The following is a 15562-nucleotide window of genomic DNA, read 5'->3' on the forward strand; positions in this document are numbered from 1 at the left end:
GATCAATAATTATTGACAGTTCCTAACTTATTTTTTGTACTTAGGAAATAAATAAACTTCTCGAAGTGATTTAAATTCGCAATCCGACGATATTTATTTAGCGTTTGATATTTCCATTTTAATAACGATTAATATTTCTTTTAAACGTTGAGTTTATTTTGCTTTGGATATACTAAAAAGGAATTACGTGAAATGAACATGATGAAGACCTCTCTTGCTGCTGCCCTACTTGTTGCCTTAGTGGGTTGTCAATCGACTGCAGAACCAGAAGCGGCCGCAGAGCCCGTTGTGAATATGTCTCAAGACGAAGTGGTTGCTTTCATGAAAGCGTGTGACAACCCAGATAGTACGGCGAAAGGACCAATTTCTAAACCACTGTTTGTGGTGGGTACGTTTGCGGATTCCGACTGGAAACACGTGCCTCAACGTCAATACACCTACAAAGGCAATAACTTCTACCAAGCTGTAGTTCAAGAAAAAGTAGGTTCCTACAAAATGCAGTATGCGACCGAGTTGTGGTTCCCACAATTTACCGCTAAAGGGAATCGAATGAACGTTGGTGAATTAACACCACTAACATTTGGTGGTTACGGTACAGATACTTCAGTTGATATTAAAGAAGACGGGAAATATGTTTGGAGCCTTCAATTTGAAGGAAAAGGCAAACCGCTTCATGTTATGGTAAATAAGTGTCAATAGTATTCCATTCAGTTATTTAAAATCTGTTTTTATTTATTAACCCCTACATGGGAAGCATGTTGGGGTTAATTTTATTACTCAAATGTTTGTAGGTTATTTGAGTAAGTTAGGGAGAGTAAAATGCGTAACGTCCGACGTAACCATCGCCTGTATCGATCTCTGCTTGCATTAAGTGTGATTGGTGCTTTATCTGCGTGTAATTCTTCTGGTGGTGGCGATACTAATAGCAGCACTCCGCTACCGGATACCAGTTATGCTTGCCAAGCCAATGTCATGGCGCAAAGTAACCAACTTCGTACTTATCAAATCATGGTCGAGAGTTTTGTGGATGGCGATGCGAGTAGTGGTCACGGTACGGGCTATGGCACCAGTCATCATAATGGCGATTTGCAAGGGGTGATTGATTCACTTGATTACATCCAAGATTTAGGGATGAACGCGATTTGGTTGACGCCTGTTTTTGAGTCTGAAGCGATCGCAGGACAAGATCACTGGGCCGATCGTTTGGATGCCACGGGCTATTTTGCTACAGATTACTTTAAGATCGACCCAAAATTTGGTGATTTAGCGACCGCGAAAACCCTAGTTGAAGAAGCACACAAACGTGGTTTGTACGTATTTTTTGATGGCGTATTTGGTCATCACAAAGATGGCTTGATCAAACCCTCACCTTCCGGTTTGCTGCCATCTGGATCAAGCAACCCGGTTGATTATCCGGCCAGTCTCGATTTCTACAAAGAGGTGGCGACGTATTGGATCAAAGAACTCAAAATTGACGGTTGGCGTTTAGATCAAGCCTATCAAGTTCCGACAGACGCTTGGACACAACTTCGTAAAGCTGTCGATGAAGCCTCACAAAGTGTGACGTACACCAATAGCAAAGGTGAACAAGTGAATCCGTTGGGTTACATGGTGGCAGAGATTTGGAAAGGGGAGTCTGAGATCGCGAATGAGGCGTATGGATCGAACAGCGATCCAGCATTGTGCTCTGCATTTGACTTCCCGATGCGCTATCGCATCGTAGAAACTTTGGCCGTGAATGAGAGCGGCGTGGGTGGTCGCGGTGTGGATTGGCTAGACAACGGCTATAGCACACACAACCAATATCCAACGCATGCGCAACCGAATTTGATGATCGGCAACCATGATTTAGTGCGCTTTGGTGACTTGTTGCAACGCGGAAACTTGGCGGATGTGAATGATGCAGAATATTGGTTACGCCATAAAGCTGCGTTTGCCTTCCAAGCGGCCTACACTGGGCCAATCACGCTGTACTACGGCGATGAAATCGGGGATCAAGTGGATGGTTTTGCCGCAAAAGAAGACAACAACACCTGCGCCATTCAAGGTTTGTGCGATGATCACGTTGCGCGCAGCAGTGCAAAAATTGAAGGTGTGACGGCGACACTTGACGCAAATCAAGCCGATCTCAAAGCTTACGTGAAATCGCTGATGACGATGCGCAGTGCGCACCCAGCATTGTATCAGGGGTCACGCACGAATTTAGTTGCGAGTAACAGCAGTTATGTGGACTTGAAACAATCTGGTACAGACAAAGTACTGTTTGCGCTAAATACCTTAGAGAGCTCTAAAAGCGTCACTCTTGCTCAGGAGAATGTTGGCACAGGTGAGTTGGTGGATTTGCTCACGAATGAAAAAATTACGCCGAGCAATGGTCAATATCAAATTCCGATGTCGCCATTACAAGGTCGATTCTTTGCGGTTACACCCTAAGGAAGTATCCAGAATCACCGCTCATCAGTTGAGCTGACCAGAAGCTTTTCTCATACACAAGCCAAGTGTTGTTGCTGACCCCCATAGGCGCACACTTGGCTTTTTTCCGTCCGTTTTACTTTTCCCTTAATGGTTTTCCAACGATGTAGCCAACAAGTTGCTTCGCTTTTTGTATTGGCATTTGTTTTCAGCAGATGGATATTTGTGAGATAAGCTGCACATTAAAAAGTAAATTAACACTTGTGCAACGTAAAAATGTGACTGAAGGATTACTTATTCCTTACTAATATGTTTATCGTGTTTGGGATTTACATAACTAATGGAAAAGTATAATGAAATCCATAACGAAACCCCTCTGTCTTCTTGCTGTTATTAGCTCTCCGCTTGCATATAGCCAAATTCTCAATGGTGACTTTGAACAGTGGAATGGCAGTGCGCCTACGCAGTGGTCAGTGATTGACGCTGGCATCGCGGTGTCGCCAAGCAGCGAACAAATCAAATCGGGCGGCCTGGCTGCTCAAGTCGTCGTGAATACAGGTACCCAAAGCAACACTGACCTTTTGCAAACCATTAATGTGGAGCAAGGGAAAACCTATCCGTTTTCTGTCTCGGTTTATCACACCGAAGGAAATGTAAAAGCACGTCTGGTGGTTGATGGTTATCACAATTACTCAGATCCGCAGCAGGTAAACCAGTGGCAAGAGCTGGCGCATAACTATACTGCGAGTTCGAACAAGACCATCAATGTCGGGTTGCGTTTTTATGATGAGGCCGGTTTTGACGGCTCAGAAGTTGTCTACATCGATAATTTTCAACCTACCGAGACAAGTACACAACCTCCTGTAGAAAGTTGTAGTGATCATGAAGTGCTTCTTACACTCACGACGGACAACTATGGCTCAGAAACTAGCTGGGAGTTGAAAAATAGCCAAGCGCAAGTGCTTTTCTCTGGTCAGGGGTATGAGTCGTCAACCTCTGTTGAAAAGACCATGTGTTTGGCCGATGGTAACTACCAATTTACGATTCAAGACAGCTATGGCGACGGCATTTGCTGTGGCAATGGTTCGGGGTCTTACGCGTTGAAGGTGGGAGATAAGACTCTTGCTTCTGGCGCTGAATTCTCGAAAAGTGAAACCACCGATTTTACGTTAGGTGACTCAACCACGACCCCACCAGTGGTTGATGGTTACTATCAAGCGGCATCTGGTAAGACGGGCTACGCTCTAAAAACAGCGCTGTTTAACATCATCAACAACCACACTAGCCGAGGTTATTCTGCGGTGTGGACCTTGGTAAAAGATGCCGATATTGATCGTTATTACGAAAATGATGGCTCTATTCTCGATATGTATTCAGAGAAACCTGCGGGCACTGATGCTATCAGCTTCACGAAAGTGACAGACCAATGTGGTCAATACAGACAAGAAGGGGATTGCTACAACCGTGAACACTCGTTCCCGAAAAGCTGGTTTGGCGGCAAAGTTGAGCCGATGAACTCAGATGGTCACCATTTGTTTGCGACCGATGGCTATGTGAATGCGAAGCGCAGTAACTGGCCATTTGGTGAAGTTGCCACCGCGACGTACGTGTCTAGTAATGGTTCTAAACTTGGTCAAGCAAGTACTAGCCTAGGTTATTCCGGTACGGTGTTTGAGCCGATCGATGAGTTCAAAGGCGACTTTGCTCGTGCCTATTTCTACATGGCAACCCGCTATGAAAATGTTGTAGGTAACTGGGAAGGTAACTCAAGTAATGCGGATGCTGTCCTTGATGGTTCAAGTTCAACGGTTTTTGAACCTTGGATGTTAAACATGCTGAAACGTTGGCACAAAAATGATCCGGTTAGTGAAAAAGAACAAAACCGCAATCAACAAGTGTTTGAGTTTCAGGGCAATCGCAATCCATTCATTGATCACCCTGAGTTTGTTGAACAGATTTGGGGAAACTAACACCTTCTTGATTTTGGTATCCACCATTTAGTGACGCCAAAAAAACAAAGGGGAAGCGTGATGCTTCCCTTTTTTCATTATGGATGTTTTTAAATGAAACTAGTTTTTCGTTACCGTCACGATTGGCGCCGACTTGTCAGCCGCGTTGAAGTGGAAGTTGTAATTTCCCGCTTCTGCAATCGCAATTTTCAGGTTTGCACTACCGCCACCGACTTCCATCGTTAGCGCTTTACCAAGCTCAACACTGCCTTCGCCACCGAAGTTGGTGTCTGCTGCCCAGTCTGCGCTCGCAACTTTCATCTCGTAGTTGCCCGCCGCTAGGTCAATGTCTAGCGAGTAAACGTCATTTGCTACATAGCTGAACTTCGCAGTTGAGTCTTGCGCTGGAGTATCCCATGTGGTGATAGTGCCACGTAGGTAAAGTGCTGTTTCACCGAATGTTGGTGCATCTGCTGACTTCGTCACTGAAACGACAGGTTTTTCTACGCTTTCATCTTGAACGTGTAACGCGTTCAGAGTGAAGTTGTACTTACCAGTTTCAGCGACAGACAACGTACAGTTCCCCGCAGAGCCTAAGTCTAGTGAGCCAGAAGCCAAATCCGCAGCATCACAACCGATGTTTGGATTTGCCCATCCTGAGTCCGCAAATTTGAACTCGTGTTCACCTGCTTCAAGAACGCCAGTTACAGAGTACATGCCGTTGCCAATAAAGGTCATCGCCCAGTCACTGCTATCTGACCACTCGTTCATGGTGCCTTTGACGTAAACCACAGTTTCGCCGTAAGGAGGAATGCTCGATACGTCTTTATTGTCCGTGTTTACTGGTAGGCCAGCACCTTGCGCGCCGTCTTGTGGCTGTACGAATACCGCTGTTGTCAGTGCTGGTACTGTGAATGTTTCATTGGCGAAGCTTGCACCTTTCACGATGTCATCCGCAGAGTTTTGTTGAACTTCATGCAGCTCGAAACCAGTTGCGCCAGCAACTTTGAAAGATTTCTCAGTTGATGTTGAGTTAACAACGGCCACGATAGCATCGTAGTTCGAATCCAAATCGGCACCTGCTGATGTGCCATCGTCGATAGACATCACAATCAAGCCTTCTACTTGGTCTTGGCCCACGTTGCGGAAATCAACACGATTCATCACTTCTTGCGCGGTGTCTAAGCGGAACAGTTCGCTTGTACTACGGATTTTTAGTAGCTCTAGGAATTGTTGCTTCGTCAGCTCGATGTCCGTTGAGTCTGGTTTCGCCGTGCTGTCACCGACGATGGTTTTGATCAACTCCCAGTTTGCACCGTCTTTGTCTTCACGTGGTAGACCAACGTTCCAGTTATTGTCGCTTCCATCGAAGAATACACGGTTGAACCAGTCACCAGAATCGTACGAGTCACGCTGCATTGACTTAGAGCGCAATAGCTCAGAACCCATGTGAATGAACGGAATACCTTGACCTAGCATCACCGTTGATAGTGATACAGACTGCATTCGTGCGCGTTCAGCAGATGAAGTACCTGTCGCAATCTTGTAAGCGTTGTTGTCCCACAGCGTTTGGTTATCGTGCTTAGACACGTAGGAAATGTTCTCTGATGGCACTTTTGTGTAGCCTGCTGGAGCACCATTGTAATCAACATTCTTACCAAGTTTGGTTTCGCCTTTGTAATCCAGAAGGACGTAGTCAGCTAAGTTACCAGCCATACCTAGACGAACCAGATCTTGGTTGTGTAGGCGGCCATTCACAGATTCTGCATCAGTTTTAGTTTCTTCGTTCGGGTAAGCGGCGTTACCAAAGCCTTGGTTGAAGCGAAGTGGGTGCTTACCTTCGGAATCTACACCGCCATCAAACGGGCTTCCGCCACGAACTGCGTCACGCAGACGATCAGAGAAAGTACCGATTTCTGTCCCCGCCATGTTGACTTGTGTTGCTTGATCGAAGCGAGCGTTTTGCGCGACTTCACCGAAGTCCCAGCCTTCGCCGTAGAATAAAGTATTCGGATCAATTTCACGGACTTTTTCAAGTGCGTAAACCATGACATCTTTCGGCTGGTGGCCCATAAGGTCAAAACGGAAACCATCGACTTTATAGTCATCCGCCCACACCATCAATGAGTCAACCATCAGTTTACCCATCATTAGGTTTTCGGTGGCGGTATTATCACAACAGGTTGAGTTTTCTACGCCGCCAGTGTTGACGTTTAGGCGGTGGTAGTACCCAGGGACAATTTTATCCAGTACTGATTTTTCGTTCACACCGGATGCATTCGTGTGGTTGTACACCACGTCCATGACCAGTTTCAGATCCATTTTATGCGTCGCTTGAACCATTTCGCGGAACTCAAGGATACGTTTAGAACCGTTAGGATCGGTCGCATAACTGCCTTCTGGCACGGTGTAGTGGTATGGGTCGTAACCCCAGTTGAAGCTGTCTAGCATGCGAAGATCGTTCATCAACGCTTGTGCTTTGCCCGTTGTTGGGTCGTAGCTGTTTAATACCTCTTCAATCACTTTGCCGTCGTCTTCGGTCTCACAGATGGACGCTTCTGGCTTGATGCCACAAAGTTTACCCACGGTGTCGGTGATATCGACTCGTTTGTCGGCGTCTTCATCCACGGTTGCAATATCAAATGCTGGTAGGATATGCAGCGTTGTTAGGCCTGCATCTTTTAAGGCTTGTAAGTGAGAAACAGACTCACGCTCAGGTTCTGTAAGGGCAAGATATTTGCCATCAAGACTTGGCGTGCCTTTGCTGTCATTAAAGCTGAAATCACGAATGTGTGACTCGTAAAGGACATGGTCTTCGTCTTTTTTAACCGTTGGGCGCGCGTAGTTATTCCAATCTTGAGGCATTAAGCTTGGGTCATCTAAATCAACCACTTGCGAGTATCGCGAGTTTTTAGACAAGCTCATTGAATATGGGTCTGTTACCAAACGCGTTTCAACGACCCCAGTTGTAGGGTGGTATACCTTAACTTGGTAGCGATAGTATTTGTTAACAACATTGCTTTGTGCCTCAGAAGCCCAGATACCTGTTGCTGGATCTTCTGTCATTGCAACGGTAGCTTCTTCCGCTAAGTTTTCATCGTAGATAATAAGATCAACATCTTGAGCAGTTGGCGCCCATAGCTTGAAGGTTGCAGCACCGCCTTCCACAATCGCGCCGAGTTCTTGACCAATCGCGTTACCTGCCTTGGAGTCGGCAAACACCGCATCCAAAACGCCTGGCTTTTGCACTTCAGTTGCAGAAATGACGTCACCATTTGCGTTGTAAGCTACCATAACGATTTGTGATTTCAGGATCGTGCGTAGGGTCGCGTCATCGATATCAATGCCTGCAGCTTGGAGGCTAGCAAGGTGACGGAAGCGTGATTTCAGACCTTCAGATAAATCACCTGCTTTCGTCAACTCAACCGCTGTGCCACCGGAGATTTGCTTGTCTTCATCCATTTTAATGTCGTTGCTGAGGCTGTAGAACAGCTTCATGGAATCCGCATTGGCCGCCGCTTCCCACGCGATGGTGTTGGCATCTAGCCAATGCGCTTTTTGACCATCAATATCAACAGGGCGTTCTTCGATTGGCTCGTAGTAAAGCTCACTGCTGCCGTGGAAGCCAAACAACCCTTTAGATTCGCCGATTTTCGTCAGCTCCACTTTTGAGTTTGCACTGCCGAATGCTTTCTCATCACCTTTGTGCAGAATGAAGTTCATGCATTCGTGTGGGTCAGAGGCATCTGGGTTCACTTTCAGTACGTAGTAAGCACCGTAGGTGTCGTTGATGCCATCGAATGGATGCGGTGCCGACCAATCCGTTCCTGTGCCAGGAATGCCCATTGCGTCTAAATCTGTGCTGGTACAGCCTTCACCGTTCCACAGGTGCAAGCCCCAACCTTCGTAGTCGCTGGCCGTTGAAGCGGACGCCACGTCGCGTTTGTAATAAATGACGACCTCGTTCTCTCCCGCAGGGTACAAGCCTGAGCCTGGGTTCGTCGTATCTTCGTTCGTGCTATCACTACCACAACCGCTGATGACTGCGACGGAAATCAAAGGCAGTACGGTTTTGGCAATTGTTGATAATTTAAATGTCTTATTGTCCACGTTTACAAATCCATTGTTATTGAATTGATATTGAGCTGCGCGCTGCCTTCGCTGACTCAGTCATCAAGAAGGTTTCGCACACGCTAGAAAGGCAGATGCCGAAAAAGGAAATGTTCAACTAGATGCTAATACACTGAATCATCAGCAAAATGTGAGAGCAGGCAGTTAAGTTTTTTACAAGTGAAAATTTTCTGTCACAGTCGATTTTGTTCACAAATTAAATAATAAAACAGACGCATAGTGAGAGCTTCTGCACATCATTAAAATGTAAATTTTTATAGGAGGAGCAAGGGGGGATGATAGGGGAGGAGAATATCTCAGCCCCAAAACCGTGATTAAGTTCTATAAAAATCGCAGTGATATTTTTTAATTAAAAATAAGTTGCAGTGATATTGCATAAAATACCGCCATTAAGTCTTGGCAAGCTTCAGATTTTCGCTAAGTGGTCGTTATATAATGAAGGTAGTCGGCGTTATGTCGGCGCGTAATCTTAATATTTCCCTGAGAGGGAGATGAATTGGGCCCTGAAACCAAAAGAGGCTATTTATGAGTAGTATGGGCATTGCCATTGCGGCAACTGGCCTTTCACTCGTCCTGATATTTGTGTGGATGATCTCGTTGTCGATGCGGAAACAGAGACTCGAGGCAGAGAGGAAAGCTCGCGAAGCCGCTTATCGAAAGGCGATGCAAAAAGCGCGAGAGCAAGAGCGTAAAGAGCGTGAGTTCAAAGCAGAAACCGGGCATATCCCCACCATTTTATTTCTAGCGAAAGAAGCCGAGAAGGACAACATTCGTCAAGCGCTGTATTGGTATGATAAAGCCGCTAAGTTGGACAACGTGACGGGAATGTACGGTATTGTTCGCTTGAGTGAGCGCATGCGTGAAGATGTGATTTTAAAAGAGCAGGCAAACTTTTGGCGTACCGCCATTGCCGGAATGGAAGGGGATACCGAAGCGAAATTTGCGACAGGCAAAGCGTTGGTTTTTGGTCGCGGAACGGAAAAAAATATTCCCAAAGGTAACCAACTGATTGAAACCGCAGCCGAAGAAGGCTGCATTGATGCCATGCTTTACATGGGTGAATGGCAACTTTCACCAGACAATAGTGCAGGACGCAGTGCAGATGCGCTTTATTGGTTTATGAAAGCGGCTGAAAAAGACAGTGCGGACGGAAAGATCCAAGTTGGCTTATGTTACCTAAATGGTGTTGGTACAGAAAAAAGCATGGTCAAAGGCTGCTATTGGCTTGAAAGGGCCGCAGAAGGTGGCAGCGCCGAGGCGATGTATCATGCTGGCGAAGCGTGGAAGGACAAAGGTAAAACAGGCAATGCGATTGCTTATGTTTGGTTGTTTCTTGCTGCCAATATGGGGTATCAGCCAGCGCGTACGTTGCGTGACGAAGTGGCAACCAATATTGGTGTTGATGTCGTCGTTGGATTGCAATCCATAGCGAAACCGTTGCAAAGAAAGCTGGCGTCAGGGATGGTAAGAAAGCATTCCATTATTCGGGCGCTGAACAAGGTGTACAAACGCGAAGCGTATTTTCCTGCAGAGGAGGAACTTAACGCGGTGTTGAGTGACGAAAATAAAGACGATGCTAACGCATGGGATGAAGCATCGGCGCCGAACTTCCAGCCAGACATGACCACAGCAACGACGGAAGGGCAGACAACCACATCGTCTACCGAAAAAAAGCTCTCTAAAGAGGCGCTCGATTTCACGCAGAATTTCCTTCAACCATAATTTATCTTATCCATAAGCCTCATAATTGAGGCTTTTCTTTTGCCTTTCTGTCTCAGTATCTCTGTCGATCACAATTACAGACTGTAAACTTATCTAAGCGATTTATTTACTGGATTGCATACTATTTATTCGATTTTTCAACACATTTTTAGTACTTCGCTAAGGCGAGATATGTTTATCTTCAAATAGAGGGATTTCCCTCTTTATCTACTTCTCCTGTTGGGCTCAAATCAAGTCTCTTCAATTGATAGTAATAATGATTGAAGAGCAATACTTGATGCCCAGAGTAATAGGTGAATAGTATTCATTACTTTATCTAATAATTTAAATTAAAAATTGTATTATAAATCTTAAATTGTGTTTTTATATTTAGGCATGGATTATTGATTTTATAATTAATTAGGCGCAAGATGACGTACAAAATAAAATAGCATAGATAATATGCAGAATTACACTAGGAAGTAACTTTTTCATTACATGTTTCAGCAGAAATGGAGCGAATTAGTTTGCTCTGTTTTTATTTCTATTAGAGATTTGTGTATGTTGAGAATCATTAGTGCAGATAAATTCATCTCTTCAAGATTTATCTTAGAGTACAGTAAGGCTGAGTTCGCTTCTTTATTAGGCGTTTCCGTTGCTAAGATAAGTAATATTGAAAGTGGAAAATCTTCAATCCCCCCGGTGTACGATTACGCCATTAATTATTTACTTAGTGAGCATCCTTTTAAAGATAGTGCTGTTGACGCTTTATGCTCTCACGAAACGTTAAACTTTGCTCGGCGTATTGACGTCAACACCAAAGTAAAGCGCCTGTCCTGCAAGCGCTGCGATAGCCGAAGGCTGCACGTTATGGCAGGAATGAGTGGGTTGTATTTTGTTGAGTGTATGGATTGTAAACATACCATGTACTCGTCAGGCATGTCTGTAAAGCGTTATCAGCAATGGTCGAATGGTGGAGTCAAGCTAGATAGTCATTTATTCAATTAAGTTGTTTTTTCTTTATATCCAAAGTAAAGAGCCATCAATACATGTGTTGATGGCTCTTTTATTATGTGTTTAAATTTGGTTAAAAGTGGAGTGTTTTAAACTGCAATAATATAATTTAACTTATTATATAGTGATGGAAATCTCAAAACTTTATTTTCTTATAATAACCTTCTTTTTAATAATGGGCGTTGTCACATAATTATTGAAGGTTCTTTCCTTTTAGGTGCGTTTCAATATCATTGAGATAGAAGCTGGAAAGTGATGAAAGTCTCTAAATTTTAATTCGATAAAATAAGTCTTTTAAATATGAAAATTTAATCACGAAATTTGTAATTTGAATTTTAAATAAATATTTCGTTTGTAATATCTGTCCTTGTCATTTTTAAAGAACAAAAAGAGATATTTCAAATGAAACGTTTAATTATAGGTGTTAGTAATTACATGCCTGAAGACTTTAGCTTATTAGCTGAATCTTTAGATGAACAATTTAATCGTCACTTACTGCCTTTAGAACAAGTTGAATTAACCGACGTTGGTGCGGCTATTATTACGTCAGCAGACATTAAAGCGGGTCTGCACAGAATGATTTCGGAAACAGGGTACGGAATTCCTGTTTTCTTAGTGACCGATGAAACTCCAGTTTCGGCAGAAGATTACGTTTGGTTAACGGGGGTTATTGATTTAGAAAGACAATCTATCGATTACTACTGCCGTCAAATTAATGAAGCTGTGACTAAATATGAGTGTCGTCTGCTCCCTCCTTTCTTCAAGCAATTAACGCACTACGTTGAGATGGGTAACTCGGCGTTTGACTGTCCAGGGCACCAAGGTGGTCAGTTCTTCAAAAAACACCCTGCTGGTAAACAATTCTACGATTTCTTTGGCGAAAACCTATTCCGTAGCGACTTGTGTAACGCGGACGTGGACTTAGGTGACTTACTGATCCACGAAGGTTCTGCACACCAAGCGCAAGCACACGCTGCAAAAGTATTTAACGCTGACAAAACTTACTTCGTACTCAACGGCACTTCTGCTTCAAACAAAGTGGTGTGTAACGCGCTAGTAACTGAAGGCGATTTGGTATTGTTCGACCGCAATAACCACAAGTCAAATCACCACGGCGCGTTAATCCAAGCGGGTGGTATGCCAGTTTATCTAGAAACGGCGCGTAACCCTTGGGGCTTCATTGGTGGTATGGATGAGCACTGTTTCGATGAAGAGTACATTCGTGCTCAAATCGCGAAAGTATCTCCAGAGCGTGCACGAGATGAACGTCCGTTCCGCTTGGCCATCATCCAGTTGGGTACTTACGACGGTACAATTTATAACGCTCGTTACGTCATGGATAAGATTGGCCACCTTTGTGACTACATCTTGTTTGACTCGGCATGGGTAGGCTATGAGCAGTTCATCCCTATGATGAAAGATTGTTCGCCACTGCTACTGGATCTGAAACCAGAAGATGCGGGTGTGATCGTGACCCAGTCTGTTCACAAGCAACAAGCTGGTTTCTCTCAAACGTCGCAAATCCACAAAAAAGACCGCCATATCAAAGGCCAAGCTCGTTACTGCAATCACAAACGCTTTAACAACGCGTTTATGATGCACGCATCGACATCTCCGTTCTATGCGTTGTTTGCAGCATTGGATGTGAACGCGAAGATCCACGATGGTGAAGCAGGCTTACGTTTATGGAGCGACGCGGTTAAGACAGGTATCGAAGCGCGTAAAGAAATTCTCAAAAGTTGTGAGTTAATTCGTCCGTTCATTCCAAATGAAATTGAAGGTCAACCTTGGGGCAGTTACGACACTGATGTGATCGCGACCAACAAGAAGTTCTTCATGTTCGAGCCAGATGCAAACTGGCACAAGTTTGAAGGTTATGGCGAAGGTCAATACTTTGTTGACCCATGTAAATTGTTGCTAACCACGGCAGGAATTGCCGAAGACGGCAGCTACGCAGATTTCGGTATTCCGGCAACGCTATTGGCGAACTTCCTTCGCGAAAACGGCATCATCCCTGAGAAGTGTGACTTGAACTCCATCTTGTTCCTACTCACTCCTGCCGAAGATATGGGTAAGATCCGTCACCTTGTCGCGCAAATCAACCGATTTGAAAAATTCATTCGTGATGATGCACCTCTCAGTATTGTGCTACCAGGCGTCTACGAAGCGAACAAAGAGCGCTACCGTGGTTACACCATCCGTCAGCTATGTCAGGAAATGCATGACATGTACAAAGAGCTGAACGTGAAACAGCTACAAAAAGCGATGTTCCGCAGTGAATACTTCCCACAAATGGTTCACAAACCAGACGTGGCAACACGTAAATACTTCCGCGGTGAATGCGATTACCTACCACTTAAAGAGGCCGTCGGCCGCGTAGCCGCCGAAGGTGCACTGCCTTACCCTCCAGGCATTATCTGTGTGATCACTGGTGAAATCTGGACTCAACAGGTGGTGGATTACTTCTTATCTCTAGAAGAAGGCATCAACCGATTCCCAGGCTTCGCGCCAGAAATTCAAGGTGTGTACCTTGAAGATGTCGACGGTCGCACTACCGCACATTGCTATGTCCTAAAAGATTAATCTACCCGTTCGCACCACGCTCCGGCGTCGGTGCGAACCGCTTATTCGTGGAGAATAATTTATGAGTACTGAAACTAAAAAAATGTCGGTGGTGCAGTTAACCATTCTGACGTTCATCAACATGGCTGGCTCCGGTATCATCATGCTGCCAAGTAAACTGGCGCAAGTGGGCACCATTTCTGTGTTGTCTTGGCTGATCACGGCAGCGGGCTCTTTGGCGTTGGCTTATGTGTTTGCAAAATGTGGTCGCTTTAGTAAACGTGACGGCGGTATGAACGGTTACGCGTCTTACGCATTCGGTAAATCTGGTGCGTTTATGGCGGGCTGGACTTACGGTTTGTCGCTCCTTATTGCGAATATTGCGATCGCGATTACCTGTGTGGGTTACGGCTCGGCATTTTTTGAAGTGACCCTATCTCCGGTCGAAACCTGTTTGTACACCATCGCCATTCTTTGGATTTGTACTTTCGCTAACTTCGGTGGTGCGAAAATCACAGGTCAAATCGGTACCTTCACGGTATGGGGTGTGATCCTACCGGTATGTTCGCTAGGTATTGTTGGTTGGTTCTGGTTTAACCCAACCATGTACATAGAAGCTTGGAACCCACACCACCTACCATTTGGTGAAGCTGTGAGTGCTTCTATTGCCATGACACTATGGGCGTTTCTTGGTCTTGAATCGGCTTGTGCGAACTCTGAAGCGGTAGAAAACCCAGAGAAGAACGTACCAATCGCAGTATTGGGCGGTACGTTGATTGCTGCGGTGGTTTACATTGTATCGACAAACATCTGTTCTGGTATCGTTGCAAACTCTGAGCTTGCCGCTTCTACCGCACCATTCTCAACCGTATGGTCTGTGATGCTTGGCTCAGCAGCAGGTAAAGCGGTTGCTGGTATGGCGGTATTGGCTTGTGCGGGTTCTCTATTAGGCTGGCAGTTCACTATCGCGTCAGTGTTCAAATCATCTTCTGATGCGGGCTTCTTCCCTAAATTGTTCTCTCAAGTGGACAAACGTGGTACGCCAATCAAAGGTATGGTGGCCATTACGGTTATCCAATCGGTGCTGTCTTTAATGACTATTTCTCCAACGCTGAACGAGCAGTTCGAAGCGCTGGTTAACCTAGCGGTAGTAACGAACGTTATTCCTTACATCCTATGTATGGGCGCAATTTTCATCATGCAGCAAGTGGCGCACGTGCCAGAGCGCGAGATGAAAACCACCAACATTATCGCTCTGATTGGTTCCCTATACAGCTTCTACGCGCTATATGGTTCTGGCTACGAAGCGATGATGTGGGGCTCAATCGTCACCTTCCTAGGCTGGAGTGCTTACGGTCTGATTGCTGCCAAGCATGAGCCTTTAGCAAATTAAAAAATAATAATGAAAGAGCCTTCCCAAACGCGGTGTGGAAGGCTCTTTGTTTTTAGGCGCTTATGCCAAGCCCAAGTCAGAACAAGGCTCTTGGGAATAAATATCCAATGATGTGAAAACTCATTTTCGACATTTGGAGGACGAAAGATGATAAGTCAACCTGTTAAAATCGGTGACGATACCGCCGTAGTCATTCCAAGCGTAATCCTGACTCAACTCGGGATAAGGGAAGGAGATACCCTAGAAATCGCACTGAATAAAGACAAAATGGAAATCAAGAAGATGGTGTTGAAAACCAGCGCTCCAACTTACTCTGAAGAAGTTAACGAGAATTGAGTTAGAGAATCTTGGTTTGTCGGATACACTACTGGTTTCGCAAAACTGGCGCTTGCCGCTGTCT

9 protein-coding genes are annotated in these 15562 nt (G+C 45.1%); 8 read left to right on the forward strand and 1 reads right to left on the reverse strand.

Annotation, left to right across the window (positions count from 1 at the left end):
- Window positions 1-192: 192 nt before the first annotated feature.
- From ACZ5ZC_RS03905 to ACZ5ZC_RS03915, 3 genes are all read left to right on the forward strand, one after another.
- Window positions 193-699, forward strand: coding sequence for a hypothetical protein (locus ACZ5ZC_RS03905; RefSeq protein ID WP_006740821.1), 507 nt, complete (start codon window positions 193-195; stop codon window positions 697-699).
- Window positions 700-819: 120 nt separating this feature from the next.
- Window positions 820-2433: an alpha-amylase family glycosyl hydrolase gene (locus ACZ5ZC_RS03910; protein WP_464931802.1), complete on the forward strand. Its 1614-nt coding sequence runs from the start codon at window positions 820-822 to the stop codon at window positions 2431-2433.
- 332 nt (window positions 2434-2765) lie between these two features.
- Window positions 2766-4382 carry an endonuclease gene (locus ACZ5ZC_RS03915; RefSeq protein ID WP_464931803.1) on the forward strand — a complete coding sequence of 539 codons (1617 nt, stop codon included), beginning with the start codon at window positions 2766-2768 and terminating at the stop codon, window positions 4380-4382.
- Window positions 4383-4481: 99 nt separating this feature from the next.
- On the opposite strand, the gene pulA is transcribed toward ACZ5ZC_RS03915, so the two are convergent.
- Complete coding sequence (gene pulA, locus ACZ5ZC_RS03920; protein ID WP_464931804.1) at window positions 4482-8471, reverse strand: pullulanase-type alpha-1,6-glucosidase; 3990 nt, start codon at window positions 8469-8471, stop codon at window positions 4482-4484.
- Window positions 8472-9017: 546 nt separating this feature from the next.
- Here pulA and ACZ5ZC_RS03925 point away from each other — a divergent pair.
- From ACZ5ZC_RS03925 to ACZ5ZC_RS03945, 5 genes are all read left to right on the forward strand, one after another.
- Window positions 9018-10214, forward strand: a complete 1197-nt coding sequence (locus ACZ5ZC_RS03925; protein WP_046875696.1) for a tetratricopeptide repeat protein — start codon at window positions 9018-9020, stop codon at window positions 10212-10214.
- A gap of 540 nt (window positions 10215-10754) precedes the next feature.
- Window positions 10755-11201 carry a helix-turn-helix domain-containing protein gene (locus ACZ5ZC_RS03930; RefSeq protein ID WP_031780583.1) on the forward strand — a complete coding sequence of 149 codons (447 nt, stop codon included), beginning with the start codon at window positions 10755-10757 and terminating at the stop codon, window positions 11199-11201.
- Window positions 11202-11642: 441 nt separating this feature from the next.
- Window positions 11643-13790, forward strand: a complete 2148-nt coding sequence (gene speF / locus ACZ5ZC_RS03935) for an ornithine decarboxylase SpeF (protein ID WP_005396774.1) — start codon at window positions 11643-11645, stop codon at window positions 13788-13790.
- 61 nt (window positions 13791-13851) lie between these two features.
- On the forward strand, window positions 13852-15162 hold the full coding sequence (potE, locus tag ACZ5ZC_RS03940) for a putrescine-ornithine antiporter (RefSeq protein ID WP_005396773.1): 1311 nt from the start codon (window positions 13852-13854) through the stop codon (window positions 15160-15162).
- Between the two features lie 147 nt (window positions 15163-15309).
- Window positions 15310-15498, forward strand: coding sequence for an AbrB/MazE/SpoVT family DNA-binding domain-containing protein (locus tag ACZ5ZC_RS03945; RefSeq protein ID WP_005396772.1), 189 nt, complete (start codon window positions 15310-15312; stop codon window positions 15496-15498).
- The last annotated feature ends 64 nt before the right edge of the window (window positions 15499-15562 follow it).

It is taken from the genome of Vibrio sp. JCM 18905, from assembly GCF_055393305.1.